At 42.4% G+C, this 22884-nt stretch carries 23 protein-coding genes; 6 read left to right on the forward strand and 17 right to left on the reverse strand.

What is annotated here, in order from left to right; translation table 11 throughout:
* Nucleotide 1 precedes the first annotated feature (1 nt).
* From HNQ84_RS00900 to HNQ84_RS00910, 3 genes are all read right to left on the reverse strand, one after another.
* Nucleotides 2-1612, reverse strand: a complete 1611-nt coding sequence (locus tag HNQ84_RS00900) for a diguanylate cyclase (protein ID WP_435620828.1) — start codon at nt 1610-1612, stop codon at nt 2-4.
* 16 nt (nt 1613-1628) lie between these two features.
* Nucleotides 1629-2534: a chemotaxis protein gene (locus tag HNQ84_RS00905; RefSeq protein ID WP_183247303.1), complete on the reverse strand. Its 906-nt coding sequence runs from the start codon at nt 2532-2534 to the stop codon at nt 1629-1631.
* 70 nt (nt 2535-2604) lie between these two features.
* On the reverse strand, nt 2605-3243 hold the full coding sequence (locus HNQ84_RS00910; protein ID WP_183247305.1) for a glycoside hydrolase domain-containing protein: 639 nt from the start codon (nt 3241-3243) through the stop codon (nt 2605-2607).
* 145 nt (nt 3244-3388) lie between these two features.
* Between HNQ84_RS00910 and HNQ84_RS00915 the strand changes: the two genes are divergently transcribed.
* Nucleotides 3389-3964, forward strand: coding sequence for a TetR/AcrR family transcriptional regulator (locus HNQ84_RS00915; RefSeq protein WP_032100580.1), 576 nt, complete (start codon nt 3389-3391; stop codon nt 3962-3964).
* Here HNQ84_RS00915 and HNQ84_RS00920 read toward each other — a convergent pair.
* Nucleotides 3961-5217 carry an ATP-binding protein gene (locus HNQ84_RS00920; RefSeq protein ID WP_435620829.1) on the reverse strand — a complete coding sequence of 419 codons (1257 nt, stop codon included), beginning with the start codon at nt 5215-5217 and terminating at the stop codon, nt 3961-3963. The two genes, HNQ84_RS00915 and HNQ84_RS00920, sit on opposite strands and share 4 nt — an antisense overlap.
* 140 nt (nt 5218-5357) lie before the next feature.
* Here HNQ84_RS00920 and HNQ84_RS00925 point away from each other — a divergent pair, with 140 nt between their 5' ends.
* From HNQ84_RS00925 to HNQ84_RS00935, 3 genes are all read left to right on the forward strand, one after another.
* Nucleotides 5358-5543: a hypothetical protein gene (locus HNQ84_RS00925; RefSeq protein ID WP_055440264.1), complete on the forward strand. Its 186-nt coding sequence runs from the start codon at nt 5358-5360 to the stop codon at nt 5541-5543.
* A gap of 133 nt (nt 5544-5676) precedes the next feature.
* Nucleotides 5677-5916 carry an IDEAL domain-containing protein gene (locus HNQ84_RS00930; RefSeq protein ID WP_183250387.1) on the forward strand — a complete coding sequence of 80 codons (240 nt, stop codon included), beginning with the start codon at nt 5677-5679 and terminating at the stop codon, nt 5914-5916.
* A 112-nt stretch (nt 5917-6028) separates the two neighbouring features.
* Nucleotides 6029-7180, forward strand: coding sequence for an aminotransferase A (locus HNQ84_RS00935; RefSeq protein ID WP_435620830.1), 1152 nt, complete (start codon nt 6029-6031; stop codon nt 7178-7180).
* 10 nt (nt 7181-7190) lie between these two features.
* Here the strand turns inward: HNQ84_RS00935 and HNQ84_RS00940 are convergent, their stop codons facing one another.
* The 9 genes from HNQ84_RS00940 to glcT form a co-directional block, all read right to left on the reverse strand.
* Complete coding sequence (locus HNQ84_RS00940; RefSeq protein WP_435620831.1) at nt 7191-8057, reverse strand: NAD(P)-dependent oxidoreductase; 867 nt, start codon at nt 8055-8057, stop codon at nt 7191-7193.
* Nucleotides 8058-8072: 15 nt separating this feature from the next.
* Entirely contained in the window at nt 8073-8840 is a 768-nt protein-coding gene (locus HNQ84_RS00945; protein WP_435620832.1) for an SDR family oxidoreductase, read from the reverse strand.
* A 14-nt stretch (nt 8841-8854) separates the two neighbouring features.
* A complete protein-coding gene (locus tag HNQ84_RS00950) occupies nt 8855-10132 on the reverse strand; it encodes a GGDEF domain-containing response regulator (protein WP_183250379.1) in 1278 nt (425 codons plus the stop codon).
* Nucleotides 10129-11373 (reverse strand): GAF domain-containing sensor histidine kinase, encoded by a 1245-nt coding sequence (locus HNQ84_RS00955; protein ID WP_183250377.1) that lies wholly within the window; start codon nt 11371-11373, stop codon nt 10129-10131. The genes HNQ84_RS00950 and HNQ84_RS00955 overlap by 4 nt, the downstream gene beginning before the upstream one ends.
* Before the next feature lie 128 nt (nt 11374-11501).
* Complete coding sequence (locus tag HNQ84_RS00960) at nt 11502-13481, reverse strand: methyl-accepting chemotaxis protein (protein ID WP_183250375.1); 1980 nt, start codon at nt 13479-13481, stop codon at nt 11502-11504.
* Nucleotides 13482-13623: 142 nt separating this feature from the next.
* Nucleotides 13624-15339, reverse strand: coding sequence for a phosphoenolpyruvate--protein phosphotransferase (gene ptsP, locus HNQ84_RS00965; protein WP_183250373.1), 1716 nt, complete (start codon nt 15337-15339; stop codon nt 13624-13626).
* Nucleotides 15339-15611, reverse strand: coding sequence for a phosphocarrier protein HPr (locus tag HNQ84_RS00970; protein ID WP_099668608.1), 273 nt, complete (start codon nt 15609-15611; stop codon nt 15339-15341). The genes ptsP and HNQ84_RS00970 overlap by 1 nt, the downstream gene beginning before the upstream one ends.
* Nucleotides 15612-15694: 83 nt before the next feature.
* Nucleotides 15695-17707: a glucose-specific PTS transporter subunit IIBC gene (gene ptsG / locus HNQ84_RS00975; RefSeq protein WP_183250371.1), complete on the reverse strand. Its 2013-nt coding sequence runs from the start codon at nt 17705-17707 to the stop codon at nt 15695-15697.
* Nucleotides 17708-17951: 244 nt separating this feature from the next.
* Nucleotides 17952-18797, reverse strand: a complete 846-nt coding sequence (gene glcT, locus HNQ84_RS00980; protein WP_055440274.1) for a glucose PTS transporter transcription antiterminator GlcT — start codon at nt 18795-18797, stop codon at nt 17952-17954.
* A gap of 194 nt (nt 18798-18991) precedes the next feature.
* On the opposite strand from glcT, the gene HNQ84_RS00985 reads away from it, so the two are divergent.
* Nucleotides 18992-19795 (forward strand): HAD family hydrolase, encoded by an 804-nt coding sequence (locus tag HNQ84_RS00985; protein WP_183250369.1) that lies wholly within the window; start codon nt 18992-18994, stop codon nt 19793-19795.
* Between the two features lie 25 nt (nt 19796-19820).
* On the opposite strand, the gene HNQ84_RS00990 is transcribed toward HNQ84_RS00985, so the two are convergent.
* Complete coding sequence (locus HNQ84_RS00990; RefSeq protein ID WP_246349074.1) at nt 19821-20852, reverse strand: C40 family peptidase; 1032 nt, start codon at nt 20850-20852, stop codon at nt 19821-19823.
* Between the two features lie 174 nt (nt 20853-21026).
* Between HNQ84_RS00990 and HNQ84_RS00995 the strand changes: the two genes are divergently transcribed.
* On the forward strand, nt 21027-21788 hold the full coding sequence (locus HNQ84_RS00995; RefSeq protein WP_183250365.1) for an alpha/beta fold hydrolase: 762 nt from the start codon (nt 21027-21029) through the stop codon (nt 21786-21788).
* Between the two features lie 13 nt (nt 21789-21801).
* On the opposite strand, the gene mnhG is transcribed toward HNQ84_RS00995, so the two are convergent.
* From mnhG to HNQ84_RS01010, 3 genes are read right to left on the reverse strand one after another with little or no spacing between them, the layout of a single operon-like run.
* The gene (mnhG, locus tag HNQ84_RS01000) at nt 21802-22149 is read right to left on the reverse strand and encodes a monovalent cation/H(+) antiporter subunit G (protein WP_032100597.1); all 348 of its coding nucleotides are present in this window, start codon (nt 22147-22149) and stop codon (nt 21802-21804) included.
* Nucleotides 22133-22408: a Na(+)/H(+) antiporter subunit F1 gene (locus HNQ84_RS01005; protein ID WP_032100598.1), complete on the reverse strand. Its 276-nt coding sequence runs from the start codon at nt 22406-22408 to the stop codon at nt 22133-22135. The genes mnhG and HNQ84_RS01005 overlap by 17 nt, the downstream gene beginning before the upstream one ends.
* Nucleotides 22405-22881 carry a Na+/H+ antiporter subunit E gene (locus HNQ84_RS01010; protein WP_032100599.1) on the reverse strand — a complete coding sequence of 159 codons (477 nt, stop codon included), beginning with the start codon at nt 22879-22881 and terminating at the stop codon, nt 22405-22407. Before HNQ84_RS01010 ends, HNQ84_RS01005 begins: the two co-directional genes overlap by 4 nt.
* Between the last annotated feature and the right edge of the window lie 3 nt (nt 22882-22884).

Below are 22884 nucleotides of genomic sequence, written 5' to 3' on the forward strand. Positions count from 1 at the left end.
GTCAATTCATCCTTTTTAACATATGGCGTATTCTCGCTTCAAGTTCAAGCAATTTAAACGGTTTTGTCATATAGTCGTCTGCGCCAAGCTCAAGGGCGCGGGCAATATCGTGTTCGCTTTTTCGTGCCGTTAACATAATGACTTTGTATCTTGATGAGTCTTTTTGGCTTCTTAATTGTTGCAACACTTCCAGTCCATCCATTTTCGGCATGACGCCGTCTAAAATGACGAGGCACGATTCTTTTCCACGATGCCACTCCGATGTAATAAACTGTTCGCCGTCTTTAAATGCACGTAAATCGAGCGCCACTTTTTCTTTCGCAAACATTTTTTGAACGACGTCGGTCACAATGGCGCGCACGATCGCATCGTCATCAACAATCGCTACTTTCACCGTACGGCGATACGACGTTTCTTGTTGCTTCGCAAGCACGACACAGTTTCTTCCTGTGTTTTTCGCTTTATATAATGCGGAATCGGCAAGCTCAATCCAATGACCGATCGGTTTGGACGGGTCGTTGACTTCCACAAGGCCTGTCGAAAATGTACATGAAAACGTCGTTTCTCCAGATTGAAACGTCATGCGTTCAAATTGTTCGCGCAGGCGCTCAAATACGAGAAACGCTTCGCTCGCTTCGGTCGCTGGCAATAAAACGATAAATTCTTCGCCCCCGAAACGAATCACGATATCGTGCGCACGAACGTTCGTTTTTAAAAATTGGGCAAATTGTTTTAAGACGACATCGCCAATTAAATGACCGTATTGATCGTTTACTCGTTTAAAATGGTCAATATCGAGCACCGCTAAACAAAACGGTTCATGCGTGCGGTGCCAGTCGCTTTTTAATTGTTCATATGCTTGTTTTAAATATTTTCGGTTATACACATGCGTCAACTCATCTAACAAAAGCAACTCATCGATTAATTGTTTTCGCTCGAGTTGCCTATGAATGCGCACGATCAATTCATCAATGTCAAACGGCTTCGGAATAAAGTCATCCGCACCCATTTCATAGCTTTTCATGCGCGTCTCTTTTCGATCATCGATGCTAACCATAACCATCGGAACGAATTGTTGTTTTAATTTTTCTTTTAAAAATGCTAGTACTTCAAATCCTGTTTTCGTTTGCATATGAATATCGATAACAACGCAATCCGGACGAACGTCATAAAACGAAGCGACCGCTTTGACTGGATCGGCAATCGCTACGACATACCACCCGTTTTGTTCAAGATGTTCTTTCACGTACATTAAAAACGACGGATCATCATCAATGAGCAAAACGGTCGGTTCGTCGCCTTGTTTCGTTCCTTGTTCGTTTTGTGCCACTTCTCCAATTTGTTGTTCGTAACAAAGTTGAAAAAGCGGGGCGAGCCGCTCTTTCACATCTGACGCTTTCCACTTTTTCTCTTCATTTTCTCCCCACTGCTCCATTAACTTGCGCGCATAGTTTCCGATGTCGTTCATGCCGATCATCGCAGCTGTGCCCGCAATGGAGTGAAGAAGGCGATAGACGTCTTGATGGGCGATCTCATCAACGTTTTCCCATTCTTCTAACCGTTTGCGAATATTTTTTAAAAAATGTTGGCGATATTTTTCATAACGATCCATAGTGATCCCCTACTACTTATAAAATGTGTTGATCGATCATTTGGACAAGCTCGGCAATTTCAGGTTTACTTACTTGTGCTGTCGCTCCGACGCGCTCTCCTTTATGACGAAGGTCGTCTGTAATTAAAGAGGAGAAAATGATAACTGGCAAATGTTTTAATTTTTCATCTTCTCGAATACGTTTCGTTAAATGATGGCCGTCCATTTGTGGCATTTCAATATCGGTAATGACTAACTGTACTTCGCTTTCAACCGGCTTTCCTTTTTGAACGATCGATTGTAAATAGTTGAACGCATCTTCGCCGTTTTCAAAAAACTCGACGTATACATATCCCGCTTCAGCGAGCGTATCGTGAAGTAGTTTACGTAATAGCGGTGAATCTTCCGCAACGATCAACTTTTTATTCGAACGATCGCGCTTACCTAATTTTTTCACGCGTTCGACGTTAATTCCAGATTGTGGATTAATGTCTACAACGATTTTTTCAAAGTCGAGAAGTAAAATCATATTTCCGTTTAACTTCACAACGCCGATAATTTGACTTTCTAATCCTTGATACATTTGCGACGGTTTTTCAATTTGTTTCCATGATATGCGATGAATTTGCGTGACGTTATGGACGTGAAACACAACTTTTTGTTGATTAAACTGTGCGACAATATATTTATCTTGCGCTGGATTGTTCGATGGCCCAAAGCCGAGCGCTTTCGCTAAGTCGATGAGCGGAAGCACCTCGCCGCGCAATTCAATAATCCCTTCAATGTACGGATGCGCATGCGGCACTTTCGTTGGCGCAATCGGTTGAATAATTTCTTTCACTTTAATGACGTTAATGGCAAATCGGTTGTCCCCAATTAAAAATTCGACAATTTCTAGTTCATTCGTTCCACTTTCTAATAAAATTCCGTTTTTATTTTCCATAAAAAAAACCTCCATCGACATCATTTACTGCTTATTTTATCATACTTCTTTTATGCGACGGAAAAAAATTTTAGTATAAAAACTCGCTCACTTTTCGATTGGCGACGTTTGTGTCGATCGCGCAACGGTCCGCATCGCGTCCGTATTGCCATATCCAAACGTTCGCGCGGCAGTTTGGTACGTTAGGGCGATACGTTGGCGCTTTTGTTGCTGGTGTTGTCCCTGGGCGCGGATAAGAGCTCCATATAATCGTTTGTTGTGCCACACGTTCATCGTTTTTTACCGCTTCACAATATGCTTCACCGAATGCGCCTTTCGTTGGATTTGCATAAATACCCGGACGATATCCGCTCGGATAAAACGTATCGACCCACGCGCGAATCCATGCGGCATCGACTTGAAATTCATCTTCAATATTCGCAAAAATAACTTTGTTTTTCGGAATACCTAGTCTGCGCGCATGAAAAATCGCATTTCTTGCTGCTGTCCTTCCTTTTTCGTATTGTGTCGCCTCGCGAAATGCATTGTAAATCGGTGCAATTTGTATCCCGTTTCTACGAAGGAAAGCGATTTCTTCTTTTGTCAACCCGTCCGATACGTTCGGCACTGTCGTCACATATCTTCCCCAAAATTTCGGAAAACCATATTCCCGTCTCACACATGCAAGCAACGCTTCCGTCACTTTTGCAGCTGAATCAACGCCCCACATGCACCATTCCCCCTTTTTATGTGTCTTTCCATATATATGCGAATGATACATGTCTAAACAAAACTTTCAGTCTATGAAAATAATACTTTATTCCTAGGTAAATTTAACTATAATAAAAATAGATAATCATCGCGGAGGATGTATGATGAAACGAGAGCGACAAAAAAAGCAAACGAGACTATTACTGCAACAAACGGCACTTCAATTGTTTCAAAAACAAGGATACGATGAAACGACCGTTTTGCAAATTACAAACGAAGCAGGCGTCGCAAAAGGGACGTTTTTTAATTATTTCCGCACGAAAGAAGACGTATTGCAAAGTGTATTTTTTTCGTCTGTCGAGCGTGTATATGAAAAAATGAAAAACAATGAACATGAGCATTGGCGTGAACGAATGGAGCGACTGTTTTATGAACTGACAATGATGCATGAGCAGCTTGGACGTAAAGTGACGAAATCGGTTTTACATATATATACTTCTAAACAAACGTTTCCATTTACCCCTTTGCTTCATATGCTTGTACATTTGTTTGAGGAAGGAAAACGATGTGGCGATATTCGAACGAGACACTCGTCTTCATCGCTTGCTTTAATGGCAGTCCAATTATACGTTGGCGCATTACAGTTATGGATTTTTTCACATATTACGGAGCCGTTGCCGACGTTTCTCCATGAGACGTTACATGTATTTCTTTCTTATATACAAAAAGAAGGGGACTAATCCCCTTCATACAATGGCAATGTGATCGTGACAGTCGTTCCGACGTTCAAGCGGCTTTCATATGTAATCGTTCCTCCCATTTGGCGAATCAGACGTGCGGTAATCATGCTTCCAAGCCCTGTTCCTTTCGATTTTGTCGTATAATACGGCAAGCCGATGTTTTTTAACTGTTCTTCGGTCATTCCTTTTCCTGTGTCGCGAATCGTAATGATCACTTGCTTTTCTTTTTCATCGACCGTTTTATGAATCGTCACGACCCCGCCATATTCAATTGCTTCCATTCCGTTTTTTATGACGTTTAATAGCGCTTGTTTTAAATAATGTTTATCGCCATACACATCGCTTTTCCCTTCCGTATATAGCTGCAACGATACGTTTGTCATCGTACCGAGCGGACTTAACAAATGAACGGATGTATGTAAAACGTCATCGATATTCACTTTTTGACGTTCAAATGGCGTTGGTTTAGCTAATGTTAAATATTCGGTAATAATTTGATTCGTTCGATCTAATTCTTCTAAAATGACGGGAGCAAATTTTTTCACGTTTTCATCTGTCGTATCTTCGCTTAAAAATTGGACAAAGCCGCGCACCGTTGTGAGCGGATTGCGAATTTCATGAGCGAAAGATGCCGCCATTTCGCTGACGGTGGCTAGTTTATCGACGTAAATCATATCGTCAAACTGCTCGTTAAATTGAATGAGCCGTTCAATCACGTAAACAAGCGCTAAAAACATGGCGATAAAAAACGAAAAATATACGACATAAAACCGCCAAGGAAGCGGTGGAACGGCGTATATAATCGTTGCGACATACAAAATAAGATAAATGAAAACGATCATAAGCCCATATAATATTTTTCTTTTTACGTTAAAAAAAGACGTACGAAACATCATACCGACGATGTAGGCAAATACGGACACCGCCGAACCTACATAAGCGAATGGGCCACCGATGATTAAACGAACGATGACAACTGTAAATGTGCATAACAACCCTGCGGTTTTTCCAATATATAATGTTGTCACTAAAATGACGATCATGCGAAAGTCGAAGTTCGTTTTCGCAAGCGGCTGAATCGGATACATCATACATAAAATGGCTGTAAATGATGAAACGATACCGTAAATGACTTTTTGTTTCCATGTGAGCACCATTTTTCTTCGGAATGGAAAAAATAAGTTCGCATTAAAAACGAGTGAAAATAAAATGGTGATGTTGACAACGAGTGGTTTAATAATCGCAACAAACATATGATGCCTCCATGATGGTTGTTCCACATGTATTGTAACATAAGAAGTGTGACGGCTATATTCGTTTTTATTTTCAGAAAAAACAAAAACATTGACATCTTTATGAACACGATAGACGTGGACAAATATGGCGCGTTACAATGATTGTGAAAACAAACACGAAAGGTAGTGTCAAAATGAAAGGGTTAGCCATTCTTTTTGAAGAAGATCATACAGTAACGATTGTAGAAGATGTAGAAAAAGAACAGCTAGAAGAAGTGGCCGATGAACAAACAGAAGCTGTTCTTTGGCATGATGAAGAAATCGACTGGGACTACGGTTATTAATAGATCAAGCTGGCGTTCGTCAGCTTTTATTTTTTTGTTTTAATTTTTCGAAATTTTATTTACAATTTACAAAAAACTCTTTATAATGTAGAAAAGGGGGAAGAGTATTCTTCTCGCTAAGGGGGAATGAAACATGTTTGAAAAGTACAATGATATGGCACTCGTATCGCAGCCACACGATGTCGCTAATGGTTATGGGCAAGCAGCACAATTCGTGATCGAACAGGCGTTATTCCGGTTTGAAAGAGAGCGTCTCATGCGCGATATTGACAAGGCGCTTGAAGAACGGAATGAAACGTTGTTTCTAACCCTCGCGCAACAATATAATGAGCTTCTCGCTCGCTATCGTCATTTGGAGGATGTACACGCATGATCGACTGTGATATGACAGAACAGCACATAAGGTGAACGTTTTCTGCAAAACACATTGCGAAACGTTCACCTTTTATTGTTTAATAGAAAAAAACAAAGAAAGGTGAAAGACGATGACGCTACCGATGAATGAACGTGTGCAACATATTCAACTCTCTGGCATTCGTCAGTTTTTTAATCTCGTTTCCAAAGAAAAAGATATGATTTCATTAACGATTGGACAGCCGGACTTTCCGACACCCGATCATATTAAAGAAGCGACAAAACGTGCGCTTGATGAGCAGTTTACTTCTTATACGCATAACGCAGGATATGTACCGTTACGTGAAGCGGCTTGTCGCTTTGTTGAAACGAAATACAACTTGCATTATACCGCTGATGAAGTGATCGTTACCGTCGGGGCGAGCCAAGCGCTTGATATTGCCTTTCGTACGATTTTAACAGAAGGTTCCGAAGTCATTCTCCCTGCCCCTGTGTATCCGGGATATGAACCGATCATTCGGTTATGCGGGGCAACACCTGTATATGTCGATACGCGGCATACAGGCTTTAAACTATTAGCAGAGCAAATCGAACCGCTTATGACCGAGCGAACGCGATGCATCGTGTTGCCGTACCCGTCTAATCCGACAGGAATGACGCTATCGCGCGATGAACTGCAACAAATTGCTACACTTGTAAAAGACAAACCGATTTGGGTCATTTCCGATGAAATTTATAGTGAACTGGTGTTTACAGGGAAACACGAGTCGATTGCAACATCGCTTCCTGACCAAACGATCGTCATTAACGGCGTTAGTAAGTCGCATGCGATGACTGGGTTTCGCATCGGGTTTTTATTTGCGCGAAAATGGATTATTGAGCATATGTTGAAAGTGCATCAATATAACGTCTCATGCGCGACATCTATTTCGCAACGAGCGGCGCTTGAAGCGCTAACAGTTGGGATGAACGATGCGCACGACATGAAAAAGCAATATGCTGAACGAATGTCATATGTGTACGAGCGCCTTCGTACCATCGGCTTTGACGTCCAAAAGCCGAATGGAGCGTTTTACATTTTTCCTTCCATTGCAAAGTTTCATCATTCGTCATTTGATTTTGCGTTACAGCTAGCGAAAGAAGCAAAAGTCGCTGTCGTGCCAGGAAGTGCATTTTCGACATACGGTGAAGGATATATTCGTATATCGTATGCTTGTGCGATGGAGGAGCTACAAAAAGGGCTCGACCGCATCGAATCGTACATAAAAAAAGGTGCTCGCTAAAAGCACCTTTTTACCATTCTTTATACCATTTATATAACGCTTGTGTACCGCTTTGTTCTTCCCCACGCTCCGCAAGCGACTCATACAATTGTTTTGCAAGCTTTAAGCCCGGCAGTGATAAACCGAGCGTTTCTGCTTCGGCAAGCGCGATGCCCATATCTTTAATAAAATGTTTCACATAAAAGCCCGGGGCGAAATCGCCAGCAAGCATTCTTGGAGCTAAGTTGGAAAGCGACCAGCTCGATGCCGCTCCTTGCGAAATGCTTTGCAAGACGCGTTCTGGGTCTAATCCTGCTTTTTCAGCATAAACAAGCGCTTCACATACGCCAATCATATTTGTCGCAATCGCAATTTGGTTGCACATTTTCGTATGTTGCCCTGCTCCTGCTTTCCCTTGCCAAACGATGTTTTTTCCGATATGCGAAAAAAGCGGCATACATGCGGAAAACGCTTCCTTGTCCCCGCCGACCATAATCGACAACGTGCCTTCGCGTGCACCAATATCGCCGCCTGATACAGGTGCATCAAGAGCGAACATTCCTTTTTCCTTTGCTGCCTCATAAATGCGTACCGCAAGCGACGGTTTAGATGTCGTAAAATCAATCAAATACGCGCCGCGCTTCGCATCGTTCAAAATGCCGTCATCGCCAAAGTATATATGTTCCACATCGTGCGGCTCACCAACCATCGTCATGACGACATCCGCCACTTGAGCGACGTCTTTTACTGTTTCTTTCCATACTGCACCTTCTGCTAATAAATCTTCCGCTTTTTCCTTTGTGCGCGTATATACAACGAGCGAATAGCCTGCCCGAAGCAAGTTGCGCGCCATACTTTTTCCCATGACACCAAGTCCAATGAAACCAATCGTTTGCATGTTTCTCTCTCCATTCTAAATCGCTTTGACCATGCCGCCATCGACTAAAAGCGACTGTCCTGTCATATACGTATTTTCATCCGACAATAAAAAGGCGACGACGTTCGCAAACTCTTCAGGCGTGCCGTAACGACCGAGCGGAATGGTCGCTTTCATGCGCGCTTCCATTTCTTCTTTGCGAATGCCGAGTTTTTTGGCGTTTTGTTCGTCTAAATAGGCGACACGTTCCGTTGCGATGCGCCCCGGAGCAACGGTATTGATTAAAATGCCGTATGGGGCAAGCTCTTGTGCGAGCGTTTTTGTCAAACCGACGATGCCGAGACGAAACGTATTCGACAAAAGCAAGCCCGGAATCGGTTCTTTAATGGAAGATGAGGCAATATTGACGATTTTCCCTTTCGTCTTTTTCAAATGTGGCAATGTTGCGCGAATGAGCCGCACGTAGCTGAGCACATTTAACTCAAACGCTTGTTGCCAATCCGCATCTGTTAACGTCGCAAGCGTTCCCGTTTTCGGACCGCCAGCGTTATTCACTAATAGATGAATGTCGCCAAATGTTTCTACTGTTTTTTCGACTAATTGCTCGATCATTGCGTTGTTCGTCACGTCTGTTACAACATAGGCCGCTTTTCCTTTTCCGAGCGCATTGAGCTGTTCAGCGACAGCGTGCAATTTTTGCTCATCGCGGCTAGCAAGCATGACGTTCACTTCTTGTGAAACAAGTTTTGTCGCAATCGCTTTGCCAAGCCCTTGGCTTGATGCGGCTACAATCGCTGTTTTCATTTCCCATCCTCCCCTCAACATATACATTCGCTAACGACGACGCGATTCCTTCCTGTTCGCTTCGCTTCATATAACGCTTCATCCGCCCGCTTAACCATTTGCTCTTTCGTCATTCCTTGTTCGTATTCGCAAACGCCAAAGCTACACGTAATATGCCCAACTTTCGGAAAATGAGTAGTTGCTATGAGCTGGCGAAGCGCTTCCGCTAAACGATACGCTCCCGTTTGCGATGTGGCAGGCGCTAAAATAATAAATTCTTCCCCGCCCCAACGCGCCAATATGTCGCAGTCGCGCAATCGATTCGAAATCGTTTCACACATGCGCGTCAGTACCATATCACCGACATCATGCCCGTACGTATCGTTTACTTTTTTAAAATGATCAATGTCAAACAAAATAATAGAAAACGTATGTTTATATCGTTTCGCGCGATGAATTTCACGGGTAAAAAACTCGTCAAATTTTAAGCGGTTAAACGTTTTTGTAAGTGGATCTTTTGTCGCTAAAAATTCATTCCGTTTACTTTCTTCCTCAAGCGCGGTAATGTCGGTGAGTACGACTAAATACGACTCGGGCTCATCAGGAAACGACGTCGCCTTCACTAAAAACACGTGTTCTTCTGATTGCTTGCACATCATTTTTACTTTTAAAAACGGAATCGTGCGATCAATGAGCGGGCGAAGCCACCGCCTTTCTCCTTTCATATAAAAATAGCCAGGTTCAGCAACAAAATAATCGCATACGTGCGCTTGACCAGCACGAAGTTTTTCCATTTGTTCTCGTCCGAAAAACCGTTGAAACGATAAATTGCAATCGAGCAATCGTTCATCATTTAAAATGCATATTAAGTTTTCTTGAAAATCAATAATCGTGCGCGTATATTGTTTTTGTTTTTCTAGTTCCCGCTCGAGCTGACGTTGATAAATCGAATGTTGCAACGATTGCAAAAATTTTTCGTGGTCAATCGGCTTTAAAATAAAATGATTCACTCCGTATTCAATCGCCCGAATGAAAAAGTCGTTATCGTCATAGGCGGTCGTAATAATAATTTGCACATGTTTATCCATCTCACGAATATGGCGAATAAGCTCTAATCCGTTTAATATAGGCATTTTAATATCTGTAATGACGATGTCCGGGTGAAACGTCGTAAATAGTTCGAGCGCTTCTTGACCGTTTTTCGCTATTTTTACTTCACGAATGCGCCGTTTAAGCAAACGCGTCAACATCTCGCGTGCGCTCGGCTCATCTTCGACATATAATACTTTTACATCTGTTTGAACCGCAATCATGAACCCCTTCCCCCTTTACTTCGCGGCATGCGGATCGTAAACGTCGCTCCATTTTTGGATGATGAAATGAGCAAATCACCGCCCATTTTTGTCACAATCATTTTTGACATATATAGTCCGAGACCAGTGCCGTCTTTTTTCGTTGTCACGTACGGTTCGAACATACGTGGCATGATCGTTTCGTCAATGCCTCCTGCATTGTCTTTTACTTGAATGTAAATGAATGAGTCGTCTGCATATGTACGAATGCAAATGATTCGTCGCCCCACATCCCGTTCAACAAATTGTTCGCACGCATTTGTCAACAAATTAATGAGCACTTGACTCATTTCATTCGGATAGCCATACATGTGCGCACGCGTCCGATTTTGAACGTGCAAATGAACGTCATAATGGTCTAAACTTGCTGAAATAATTTTTAACGCTTGGCGAATGGCTTGAACGGGACGAAAGTACGATGCTTCCTTATGCGGTTTAAAAAAATTGCGAAAATCGTTAATCGTTCGGGACATATGTTGAATTTGAGCAAGACATTTTTGAATAGATGTGCGCAAATATGATTCGTTTAGTTCTCCGTACGTATATGCTTCTTGTATATCTTGTAAAAGCAAGCCGAGGACGTTTAACGGCTGTCGCCATTGGTGAGCGATGTTTCTTAACATTTCTCCCATCGTTGCATAGCGTGATTGCTCAATAAGCATAAAATCTTTTTCGCGATTTTTTCGCACTTCTTCTTCAACTTTTTGTTGGAGTGTTGCATTCATTTGTTCCATTTCTTGTTTTAGCTGTTGAAGTTCCGTCAATTCTTGTTCCCGTTTAATCCCCTCGCCAATCGTGCGAGCAAGCGCCCAAAAAATCGCACGTTCATGAGCGGAAAACATTCGTTTTTGTTCGCAATCGACGACGCTTAAAAATCCCCATCGTTCATCGTGAATAAAAATGGGGGCGATCATAAATGACTGAATGGCGTGTTTCTCAAAAACAGTGCGTACATTCCCATCTAATTCATTTGTATGCCCGACAAACACATTTCCGTCATATAAATGGGCTAAACAATGAGCGTCTTCTGTTGGAAGTACGATGTCATCACGTGGCAGAAAACGTGCAGAGGGTGTTTGTATATCGTAAATGCGTTGCAATGTATATGTTTGGTCCGTTGCATATAAACGAAAAATGGCGACGCGCGTCACATGAAGCGCAATGCGCAAACTTTCTAACGCCGCCATCAGCGAGCGATCCATAGCCCTCTCCTCCAAAAACGAACAAATATAGGCCTTTTATCCTAAATTTATCGTAATTCTCACGTAAAAAAAAATCAAGGAAAAAAATTGTTACAAACACGTAAAAAAGCTAGGCATGATGCCTAGCTTTATACACGAAAACGATGGATGAGTTGTTGCAATGAGCGGCTCATATCGTTTAGTCGTTCTGCCGCTTCTGTCACCGTGCTTAATGCTTTTAATTGTTCTTCCGATGACGCGGATACTTCTTCTGCCGATGCGGCTGATTGTTCTGAAATCGCTGCTAAATTTTGTAATGCAGCAACAATTTGTTCTTTATTCTCGTTCACGTCGTGAATTTGTGTAAAAATATGTTCAATCGCTGACGTTAATTGTTCCATCATCGTCGCAATATGCATAAACGATTCTGCAGTTTCGTTTACTGCTTGTTGTTGCTGGTCGTTCATTTGCTTCGTATGATCAACCGCTTCAGTCGCAAGGGTGGCTTGTTGTTGAATGGACGTAATCGTTTGGCGAATTTGTTCTGTCGCTTGCGCCGATTGTTCGGCAAGCTTACGCACTTCTTCCGCAACAACCGCAAATCCTTTGCCATGCTCTCCTGCACGTGCCGCTTCAATCGAAGCGTTGAGTGCTAAAAGGTTCGTTTGCGCGGAAATGTCGGTAATCGTTTGAATAATCGCACCGATTTGTTTCATTTTTTCGCCTAAATCGGTGATCACCGTTTCAACCGAACGCAATTCGTTTTGCGATTCCGCTGATTTCGCTTGAAGCACATTTAATTTTTCGATGCCCATGTAGCTTGCGTCTTTCGTTTCATCGGAAAGTTGTTTCACACGCTCGGCCGATTGCGTCACCGTACCCATTTTTTCAGATAAATCGTTCATGCGGTCGTTCATCGCATCTAAATTGCTTGCTTGTTCGGATACACCTTTCGCAATATCAGTTACCGCTGTCGTCACTTGTTCGCTTGTCGCCATCGTTTCTTCGGACACCGCGCTTAAATGGTCAGCCGCACCACCGAGTTCTGCGACGGAACGATCGACTTCGCCAATAAGTGAGCGCATATGCGACACCATTTCATTAAAGTGGCTAGTAAGCTGCGCAATTTCGTCTTTTCCTTTCGGTTCGACATGCACCGTTAAATCGCCTGTCGCCACTTGTTGCACGCGCTCATTCAGTTGAACGATCGGTTTGACGATCGAACGCGACACTGCATAAATAAGAAGCGAGGCAAGCACTGTCGCAATGACGACAATCGTCCATGACGTTTTTCCGATCGTCGTTAACGTCGCTAATAAATCTTTTTCTTTGTACACTGCACCGACTTTCCAATTTAACTTTGGAATCGTCGCAAAATACAATAACCGTTTTTCGCCGTCTTGTTCATATTCATAAGCGCCTTTGTCTTCCGAAAACATCGTTTTGACGACCGGATGGTCAGACATATCTTTTCCTTTGTATTGCGGATGAACGATTGCCAATTTGTTTTGGTCAAACAATACCGGATAGCCGTTGTAGCCAACGCGGAATTGTTCAACCGTCTCGGCAAGCGTATTTAACGACACGTCTAAACCGATGACGCCGATCACTTGACCGTTTTCAACAATCGCTTTGGCGATCGTGACAATGTAATCGTTTGTTACCGCATCAACGTATGACTCTGTCCAAATGACTTTGTCTGGCGTTGCCACTGCCGCTTTATACCACGGGCGTGTCGTCGGATCAAAATCCGGCGGCAAATCAACGGATGGCGTCGTATACATGTTGCCGTTTGCTGTACCGATGTAAGCTAATTGTACTTTTTTATGAATGTTTAAAAATGTTGCAAGTTGTTGATCGATCTCTTGCCAAAGTTGTGCATCTTCTGTTTTTGAAAACGTTTGAAATGATTTTGTTTCACTAAATTGCTTTAGCGCATCTTCTTGACTGTCAAAGCTATGTTCAATATCGTCAACAAGCTCTGTCACAAGTGATTCCGCACGCACTTTTGCATCATCTTTCATAACCGATGCCATTTGAACATAGTTGACCGTTTGTGAAGCAACAAGTGCAATAATTAATAATAATGCCATTAAACTCGTTAATTTCATCGTTAATGACCGAAACAAAGTGGCTCCCCCCTAGCTGTGTCGAATGTTGTCGAAAAATTAATAAAGTTGTAGTTTCATTATAAAAGGTTTACATCATCATGTCTATGACCGTTTTTTACTGTTTTTTTTCCATAAAAAAAGAACCGGAGGCGTCCGGTTCTTATCGTTGAAACGTTTCTTTCACGAAACGAACAACTTCTTCTGCTGTCGCAAGCGATAAAATGTGATCTTTCACTCGTTCGGCTTCTTGTTTGGAAAGTTTCTTTAATTGCGAGCGAACGCGTAAAATCGATGTCGCGCTCATGCTAAACTCGTCTAAACCAAATGCTAATAAAATTGGTACAGCTAGCTCTTCGCCTGCCATTTCCCCACACATGCCAACCCATTTGCCTTCTTTATGCGCCGCCTCAATGACGTTATAAATGAGACGTAAAATGGCTGGGTTGTACGGTTGGTATAAATACGATACGCGTTCGTTCATTCGGTCAGACGCCATCGTATATTGAATTAAATCGTTTGTACCGATGCTAAAGAAATCGACTTCTTTCGCAAATTGATCCGCTAATACAGCAGCAGCCGGGATTTCAACCATCATGCCGACTTCGATGTCGTCAGACACTGACACACCTTCAGCAACAAGCTTTTCTTTTTCTTCTAAAAGAATTGCTTTTGCTTGACGAAATTCGTCTAACGTCGCAATCATCGGGAACATAATTTTCAAGTTGCCGTAAACACTTGCGCGCAACAACGCGCGAAGTTGCGTGCGAAACATCTCTTGCATATCTAGGCAAAGACGAACGGCACGGAAACCTAAAAACGGGTTCATTTCTTTTGGAAGGTCTAAATATGGCAATTCTTTGTCGCCGCCGATGTCAAGCGTACGCACGACAACCGGTTTTCCTTCCATCTTTTCTAATACCGTTTTATATGCTTCAAACTGTTCTTCTTCTGTCGGCAACTCGTTACGGCCCATGTATAAAAATTCAGTACGGTATAAGCCGATGCCTTCTGCACCGTTGGCAAGCACACCTTCAACATCATTTGGCGTACCGATGTTTGCAGCAAGTTCTACATGATGTCCGTCGCTTGTAACCGTTTGTTCATGAACGAGCTTTGCCCATTCTGCTTTTTGCGCAGCAAACGCGGCCCGTTTTTGTTCGTATTCAGCAATCGTTTCTTCGGTTGGGTGAATGATGACTTCTCCGTCAAGTCCGTCAATAATGACGATGTCACCGTTTTGAATCGCTGCTGTCGCTTCTTTCGTTCCAACGACAGCTGGAATTTCCATCGAGCGCGCCATAATGGCAGAGTGAGACGTCCGTCCACCGATGTCAGTTGTAAAACCTTTCACATATTTTCGGTTCAATTGAGCTGTATCGGACGGCGTTAAGTCTTCGGCAATGATGACAACTTCTTCTGTAATCATGCTTGGGTTGGAAATCGTAACCCCTAATAAATGAGCAAGAACACGTTTTGTCACATCGCGAATGTCTGCCGCACGTTCTTTCATATATTCGTTATCCATCGCTTCAAACATTGCAATGAACATCGATGCCACTTCATGAAGAGCAAATTCTGCGTTGACGCGTTCTTGTTCAATTTTTTGTTCAACGGCTTGGACGAGTTCTGGGTCGCTTAGTACGAGCAAATGGGCGGAGAAAATAGCCGCTTTATCTTCGCCAAGCTCTTTTAATGCATGCGCTTGAATGACTTCAAGTTCTTCTTTTGATTTAGCGAGCGCTTGTTGAAAACGGTGAATTTGTTCAGCTGGGTTTTCAATCGTTTGTTTTTCAACTGTTAAATCAGGATGTTCTAAACGGTACGCTTTCGCAATGGCGATGCCATTCGATGCAGCAATCCCTTTTAATCGTTTCATTACTCCGCTAATCCTTCTTTTGCTAACGTTTCTGTTAATGCGTTAATCGCGTCTGCTGCATCGCTACCTTCAGCTGAAATCGTAATTTGCGCACCTTGTGGAATGCCTAAAGACATGACACCCATAATGGATTTTAAGTTGACTTTTTTGCCGTTGTACTCTAATTGAATGTCGCTATCGAATTTGCTCGCTGTTTGTACTAACATAGTTGCTGGACGGGCATGAATACCAGATTCTGCAGTTACTTTAAATGTTTTTTGCATATTGCTCATCTCCTCACTTTTTATTTTGAAAACATAGAGGGCGAAAACCCTCTATGTTTTTTTACCGAAAAATGACGTGTTTTGCAAGTAAATTATTTTTGAACGACGACAACGTCTTCGCCTTTTGTTACTGTTCCTTGTTTCGTGATATTTACTGTTTCTCCTGCTTGTAAGTTTGTAAAAATAATTGGTGTGACAACAGAAGGTGCATGTTGTTTTACATATTCAAGGTCCACTTTTAAAAGCGGTTGCCCTTTTTTCACTTCTGTTCCTTCCGATACGAGCGCTTCAAATCCTTGACCGTTCAATTTCACTGTATCAATGCCGAAGTGAATAAGCACTTCACGACCTGTTTTTGATTGAATACCGATCGCATGTTTTGTTGGGAAGACGTTGACGATCGTGCCGTCTACTGGTGATACGACTGTGCCATCTGTTGGCTCAACCGCAAAACCGTCACCCATCATTTTTGTTGAAAATACTTGATCTGGCACTTCAGAAAGTGGAACAACTTTTCCTGTTAACGGTGATGCCACTTGTTCTGTTTCGCCTGTCGCTTGTACAGTTGGTTTTGCTTTTTCTACCGCTTTTGTCGGTACGCGACCTTCCATAATGTCTTTGATTTGTGTTTTTAATATGTCTGATTTTGGTCCGAAAATCGCTTGAATGTTGTTGCCAACCTCTAATACTCCTGCTGCGCCGAGCGCTTTCAAACGATCTTTATCGACATGTTGAATGTCGTTGACAGATACACGTAAACGCGTAATGCACGCATCTAAATGCGCGATATTTTCTTTTCCACCAAGCGCCGCTAAAATTTCGTGCGGAAGTTCACCTGCGTCCGCTGTACTTGTTGTTTCAACTGTTTCTTTTTCACGTCCTGGTGTCGCTAAATCCCATTTACGAATCGCAAAGCGGAATCCGAAGTAGTAAATGACCGCAAACACAAGCCCGACCGGAATGACGAGCCACCAAGCTGTACGACCTGGCAATACACCGAATAGTAAGTAGTCGATGACACCGCCAGAGAATGTCATACCGATTTTGACGTTTAAGATGTGCATAAGCATAAACGATAATCCAGCGAAAATGGTATGAATCGCAAACAATGCTGGTGCAACGAACAAGAATGAAAACTCAATTGGTTCTGTAATTCCTGTTAAAAACGATGTTAACGCTGCAGATGCCATAATACCGGCAACAACTTTTTTGTTTTCTGGGCGCGCTTCATGATAAATGGCAAGCGCTGCTGCTGGTAAACCGAACATCATGAACGGGAATTTTCCTGTCATAAATGTACCTGCTGTTAATTCAGCACCGTCTTTAATTTGTTCGAAGAAAATACGTTGGTCACCGCGTACAAGTTCACCTGCTTTGTTCACGTATTGACCGAACTCAAACCAGAACGGTGAGTAGAAAATATGGTGTAAACCGAACGGAATTAATGCGCGCTCGATGACACCGAAAATGAATGCTGCTAACGTACGGTTTGCATCAATCATATTGTGCGAAAATGCGTTTAAGCCATGTTGAACAGGTGGCCATAACCATGTCATCGCAATACCAAGAATTAATGCCGATGCGGCTGTCACAATTGGAACGAAACGTTTTCCTGCAAAGAAGCCTAAATAAGATGGCAATTCAATGTTAAAGTATTTGTTGTACATATATGCTGCTAAAATACCGACGATAATCCCGCCGAATACCCCTGTTTGCAACGTCGGAATACCTAACACGTTTGCAAATGATGGGTCTGTCCCAATTTGGTCTGCTGTGACACCTAAAATAACGCTCATTGTCACGTTCATGACTAAGTAACCGATGATTGCCGCTAAACCAGCAACCCCTTCACCGCCAGCTAATCCGACGGCAACCCCTACCGCGAATAAAAGCGGCAAGTTCGCAAACACAATCCCACCAGATTGCTCCATCACTTTTGCAACCATTTCGACCCAGCCTGTTTCTAACGCTGGAATTTTTTCAATTAATGCTGGGTTTTGCAATGCGTTACCGAACGCAAGCAAAATACCTGCTGCCGGTAAAATCGCAACCGGAAGCATAAGCGCTTTACCGACTTTTTGTAACGTACCAAACGCTTTTTTCATATAAAACCCTCCTTCATCATGTTAACGTTTGCAACAAACGGCATTTTCATGTATGAAAAGTAGATGAAGCGAAACGTTAGACGTCTAACGAATGTAAGCATTTGCAAATAAGAGAAAACAAAAAGGCACGAGCAAAGAATGACAGAAAAAGGGTATTATGTAACGATTTTTGTCGTTACACCACTTTTTTGCCTTCTTTACTCATGCCTGATCGAATCAGTAACACGTAAAGATAAGTGCCCAATTATTCACTTTTTCCAGTTAGCCGTTGCAAGTGCAACGTTAAATATACGGCTTCGGCTTCATCTACCGGAAGCTGCAACGTTTGCTGCATAATTTTTATGAGCTTCCACGACAAATTATAACATAGTGGGTACGTCTCTTTCAATATGTTCGACAATTTTTTTGGCTCTTCAATTTTTTCCCCTTTTTTCACGCGCTCGATCGCATAGCGCAAATGACGGACAAACCGTAAATAATGAATGCTTTCGCGATCAATACGAATGTCGAGCTGTTCTTCAACAACGGAAACTAAACGAGAAATGAGTTGCGAATGTTGATTCACTTCGGATAATTGATGATTCGTTAGCGCACTATGAATGTGTAAAGCAATAAAGCCAATTTCTCCTTCGGGGAGCTGAATGTGTAACCGTTCATTTAACATGTTTACCACTTCAGCTGCTACATCATACTCGAGCGGATATAAACTTTTTGTCTCGACTAAAAACGGATTTTTAATGTCCATTCCTTGTTCTAGCCGCTTGATTGCAAACAAAATATGATCTGTTAGCGCAACGTGAATATGTTCATTCAACGAGCTGTTCGTTCTTTTCCGAATGTGGTGAATAATGTCGTTCATTAAGCCGATAAATTCTTCATCGACATGTGGCAACAATTTTTTATATTGTTCTTGTTCTCGTTCATTTTTTAAAATAAACCATTTTTCGACGTCTTTTTGTGCAATGATGTCCCCTTTCTTTTTGCCAAAGCCAATGCCTTTGCCGATCAACACAACTTCATCGTACGTTGGATGCGAGGCAATGAGCACGTTGTTATTTAATACTTTTTCAATGCGAAACGATTGTTCCACGTCTAGTTCGCTCCTTTAAAAACGTTTACATTACTTTCAATGTTACGAAACGAACAAAGCTACGTCAATGGAAATGCGTTGTATTTTGTCAAGACAGCTGTGAATGTTTTTTGTCAAAAAGACGTTTCAGTTGCACAAATGCATTTGTTCGATTAAACTTTTGTTCAGTATAAAAATGGAAGGAGTTTGCCATTATGATTCAACTCATTGTTACTGATTTAGACGGAACGTTACTCGGCTATGACCGGCGCGTAAAAAAAGAAGATCGCGAGGCTGTCATTCGCGCCATAACAAGCAACGTCGATTTTGCTGTCGCCTCTGGACGCATGGATAATGAAATTTTAGAAGTGTTAAAAGAAATCGGTCATGACGCACATCGCATTAGCCAAAATGGTGCATTTGTGTACACAAAAAATCATCGCCTTCTTCATCATAGCGCGTTTCATCCAGACATTGCCCGCTCCATTTATGAACAAGCGCGCAAACTAGAAGCGATTGTGCTTGTGTGCAACGAACAAACGAGCTTTGTCGAGACAAAAACAGCGCAAATCGAACAAATGAAAGCGCGGTTATTTTTCGATATTGTCGAAAAACGAAATATGCTCGAAGCGATCGGTCGTGACATATTTCCATCAAAAATTACTGTGATTGGGGAAGAGCACGTCGTCCTGCACTTTGAGCGATTCGTTCGCGAAACGTGGGCACAACATGTCGATACGTTTATTTCTGAACCGCGCTGTTTAGACATTATGCCAAAACAAATTAGCAAAGGCGAAGCGCTCCGATTGCTCATGAATCATTTACAACTGAAAGCAGAAGAAGTGGCTTGTTTCGGCGATTCGTTTAACGACATTCCGATGTTTCGCCTCACTCCGCATAGTTTCGTCATGTCGCATGCGCCCGAACAAGTAAAAAAAGAAGCGCGCTATATCGTTTCTTCCGTTCATGAAGCGATTGAAACGGTGCTTTCCATAAACGAAAAGATGCCTCAAACGTAAGAGGCATCTTTTCATTTTATCATTACTAGAATAAGCGGACGGCTTTCACTGCACGCGGTGCCCAATATGGCTTCATGTTCGCAAACGCGACTCCTGTGCTCGTTGCGGCATGCAACAGCGTTTCGCTATCTACAACGATAGACACATGGTTAATGACGCCATCTCCTGTCGTATCAAAAAAGATTAAATCGCCTTTTCTTACGCTCGCAAGTGGCACTTCAGTACCGACCATGGCTTGTTCCCGCGATGTGCGCGGCAATGTGATCCCGTTTTCGCTATATACGCGATACGTAAACGATGAGCAGTCAAATACATCTGTGCGCGTCGTTGGTGCACCAAACAAGTATTTCGCTCCCACGTATTTTTTCCCTGTTTCAATAATCGCATTTGCTCGTTCTTCCCATGAAAGCGGCACATTGATCGTTTGCCCAACGCGAATAAAATCAACATTTGTGATATTTGGGTTTAGTGCGAGTAAATCGTTTACCGTCACATTAAATTTTTTCGCAATCGTTGATAACGTGTCGCCCGGTTGGACAATATACGATTTACTTGCGCTAGTTGTCGACGTTGGCACCGATGTTTGTGTCATTGTCGGCGCTGGTGTTGGTGACGTCAATTGATTTGTCGTTGTATTAGTTGTGATGATTGTTGGCACTTTAATCACTTGTCCGACATAAATCCGATTCACATCTGTAATCGTTGGGTTCAATTCAAGGAGACGTGTCACTGTCGTATTCCATCTTCTTGCAATCGTTGATAACGTATCGCCACTTTGAATCGTATATGTCGCTGTCGTCGATGCTACCGTTTGTGTTGTTGGTGCTGGCGTTTGTACGGTTGTCGGGGCATCGGGCACTTGTAATACTTGTCCAATAAAAATCGTATCTGACGTTAACTGATTTAACGCTTTTATTTCATTGACGGATGTACGGAACGTTTGGGCAATTTTCCATAATGAATCCCCTGATTTGACCGTATATTGTGCGGCGTCTACCGCTTTTTCGCCTAAAAATAACGTCGATAATACCGCTCCAGCTACAATCGTTTTTTTCATCGTTCCAAACTCCTTTTTCTTTTTTTGAAGCGCTTCCTTGCTCATATGATAACATGAAACTACGAATCTATTAACCGTATACTTTTATACTATTTTTCCATTAAATTGAAATAAGCATAAATGATCGGTCTTTTTTCGCATACTATTCGTATGAAAACGAAAGGAAGATGCGATATGCCTTATACATTTGTCGAACATTCCGTTCCTTTGTACTATGAGACGATTGGAAGCGGAACACCGATTGTATTTGTTCATCCACCCGGCATGGGAAGCGTGACATTTCATCGTCAGCGCGAACTTTCTTCTTCATTTCAAGTCGTGACATATGATTTAAGAGGAAATGGAAAAAGCGGAAAAGGAAATAAACCGATAACGATGGACGTATTAGCGAGCGATTTGCATGAGCTGTTCAACCATCTCGAACTGAAAGAAGCGATTGTTTGTGGCTATTCAAACGGCGGCTCGATCGCCCAACATTTTGCGTTGCAATATCCGCATCAAGTGAAAGCGCTTGTATTAATTGGAGGATTTTCTGAAGTATGTACGCCGCTATTGTACGGGGAATTTTTCATAGGGATTTATGCGGTAAAATGGCATGGCATTCCTATTCTCGCGAACGTGCTCGGCAACTCGCATGGCATAACGAAAGAAGAACAACAAATGCTTGCCGATTACGTTCGATTATGCGATCGTCAGCGACTGTATGAGATGTATGTGACAGGGCTTCATTATCGGTCGACCGATCGCCTACATGAACTTCGTTGCCCGATTTTACTCATATACGGTAGTCGCGATTATTACGTCCATACATACGGCCGTATATTTCAACAACATGCACACGATGTCCGCATCGTATATGTGGACGGGGCAAGACATCAAATTCCAACGAAACATCACAAAGAGCTTAACTTGATCATTCGCTCATATTTTTCATAAGGAAAGCTGACGGTTATTTTCCGCCAGCTTTTTGTTTTAAATCGTCGCGAACCGTTCCTTCCCACCGATCGACGTTTGTATAATATGCTGCTCGGCTAATGAAATGAGCCGCTACAGGAGATGTCATGAAAATAAAAACGATGCCAAGTAATAAGCGGGAGTTGAAATGGTTATTTTCAATAAAAAAATGCAAAAATGCCCCGAGTAAAATGCACATGATGCCAAGCGTCGTACTTTTGCTGATGGCGTGGCTACGCGTATATACATCCGGCAATCGAATCGCACCGACAGCAGATAAAAGTGTAAGCACCGCACCGAGTAAAATAAGTACAGCAACAAGCACGTTAGCGATCGTTACCACGTTCGATCACCACCCCTTTCTCTAAAAACTTCGCAAATGCGACCGTTCCGACAAACGCTAAAATGCCGATGAGCAAAATGACGTCTAAAAACGCGCTCGTGTTTAATAGCATAGAAACGATTGCGACCATTCCAGCGAGGGTAATCCCCATCGCATCAAGTGCAATAATGCGATCGGCTGTGCTTGGACCTTTGACGACGCGATATAAAAAACCGATCATCGCTAATGAAAGAATGACGAGAGCGATGTTTAAAATCATTTACTCACCTCCATAATCGTTTTTTCAAACGATTGTTTAATGCTTTCAATCGCCTCATGCACATCTGGGCTGTTTAACGCGTGAATATATAACGTGCTTCCATCATCCGATACGTCTAAAACGAGCGTCCCGGGCGTCAATGTAATGAGCATAGCTAACATCGTAATTTCCCATTCTTTTTTTAACTCCGTTGGCAAAGCGAAAATAGCAGGCTGAATCGTCAACTGACGTTTCATGACGACTTTTGCTACAGCAATGTTTGATAAAATGAGCTCTTTCAAAAAGATGAACAGCAATTTCATCATGACGAACACCGGAACGAGATAAAAGCGGGAATGGAAAAAACGGCGCAACATAAAAATAATAAACAATCCGATCATATAGCCGACGATAAATGATGCTCCGTTAAACGAAACGGTTAAAAACATCCATACGAACGCTAAACAGACATTTAATAAAATTTGAAATGCCATCTT

It is taken from the genome of Anoxybacillus eryuanensis (assembly GCF_051200995.1).
GTDB classification, from domain to species: domain Bacteria; phylum Bacillota; class Bacilli; order Bacillales; family Anoxybacillaceae; genus Anoxybacillus; species Anoxybacillus tengchongensis.

Bases quoted from the DNA above. Each gene is read 5' to 3' on its own strand.
- HNQ84_RS00930 (WP_183250387.1), top strand. From the start codon at position 5,677: ATGTTTGAAAAGTACAATGATATGGCACTCGTATCGCAGCCACACGAT.
- HNQ84_RS00925 (WP_055440264.1), top strand. From the start codon at position 5,358: ATGATTGTGAAAACAAACACGAAAGGTAGTGTCAAAATGAAAGGGTTA.
- HNQ84_RS00920 (WP_435620829.1), bottom strand. From the start codon at position 5,217: ATGTTTGTTGCGATTATTAAACCACTCGTTGTCAACATCACCATTTTA.
- HNQ84_RS00915 (WP_032100580.1), top strand. From the start codon at position 3,389: ATGAAACGAGAGCGACAAAAAAAGCAAACGAGACTATTACTGCAACAA.
- HNQ84_RS01005 (WP_032100598.1), bottom strand. From the start codon at position 22,408: ATGATTTTAAACATCGCTCTCGTCATTCTTTCATTAGCGATGATCGGT.
- HNQ84_RS00955 (WP_183250377.1), bottom strand. From the start codon at position 11,373: ATGGATCGCTCGCTGATGGCGGCGTTAGAAAGTTTGCGCATTGCGCTT.
- HNQ84_RS00985 (WP_183250369.1), top strand. From the start codon at position 18,992: ATGATTCAACTCATTGTTACTGATTTAGACGGAACGTTACTCGGCTAT.
- HNQ84_RS00990 (WP_246349074.1), bottom strand. From the start codon at position 20,852: ATGAAAAAAACGATTGTAGCTGGAGCGGTATTATCGACGTTATTTTTA.
- HNQ84_RS00995 (WP_183250365.1), top strand. From the start codon at position 21,027: ATGCCTTATACATTTGTCGAACATTCCGTTCCTTTGTACTATGAGACG.
- ptsG (WP_183250371.1), bottom strand. From the start codon at position 17,707: ATGAAAAAAGCGTTTGGTACGTTACAAAAAGTCGGTAAAGCGCTTATG.
- HNQ84_RS01010 (WP_032100599.1), bottom strand. From the start codon at position 22,881: ATGGCATTTCAAATTTTATTAAATGTCTGTTTAGCGTTCGTATGGATG.
- HNQ84_RS00945 (WP_435620832.1), bottom strand. From the start codon at position 8,840: ATGAAAACAGCGATTGTAGCCGCATCAAGCCAAGGGCTTGGCAAAGCG.
- HNQ84_RS00940 (WP_435620831.1), bottom strand. From the start codon at position 8,057: ATGCAAACGATTGGTTTCATTGGACTTGGTGTCATGGGAAAAAGTATG.
- HNQ84_RS00970 (WP_099668608.1), bottom strand. From the start codon at position 15,611: ATGAGCAATATGCAAAAAACATTTAAAGTAACTGCAGAATCTGGTATT.
- ptsP (WP_183250373.1), bottom strand. From the start codon at position 15,339: ATGAAACGATTAAAAGGGATTGCTGCATCGAATGGCATCGCCATTGCG.
- HNQ84_RS00905 (WP_183247303.1), bottom strand. From the start codon at position 2,534: ATGGAAAATAAAAACGGAATTTTATTAGAAAGTGGAACGAATGAACTA.
- HNQ84_RS00950 (WP_183250379.1), bottom strand. From the start codon at position 10,132: ATGATTGCGGTTCAAACAGATGTAAAAGTATTATATGTCGAAGATGAG.
- HNQ84_RS00910 (WP_183247305.1), bottom strand. From the start codon at position 3,243: ATGTGGGGCGTTGATTCAGCTGCAAAAGTGACGGAAGCGTTGCTTGCA.
- HNQ84_RS00900 (WP_435620828.1), bottom strand. From the start codon at position 1,612: ATGGATCGTTATGAAAAATATCGCCAACATTTTTTAAAAAATATTCGC.
- HNQ84_RS00935 (WP_435620830.1), top strand. From the start codon at position 6,029: ATGACGCTACCGATGAATGAACGTGTGCAACATATTCAACTCTCTGGC.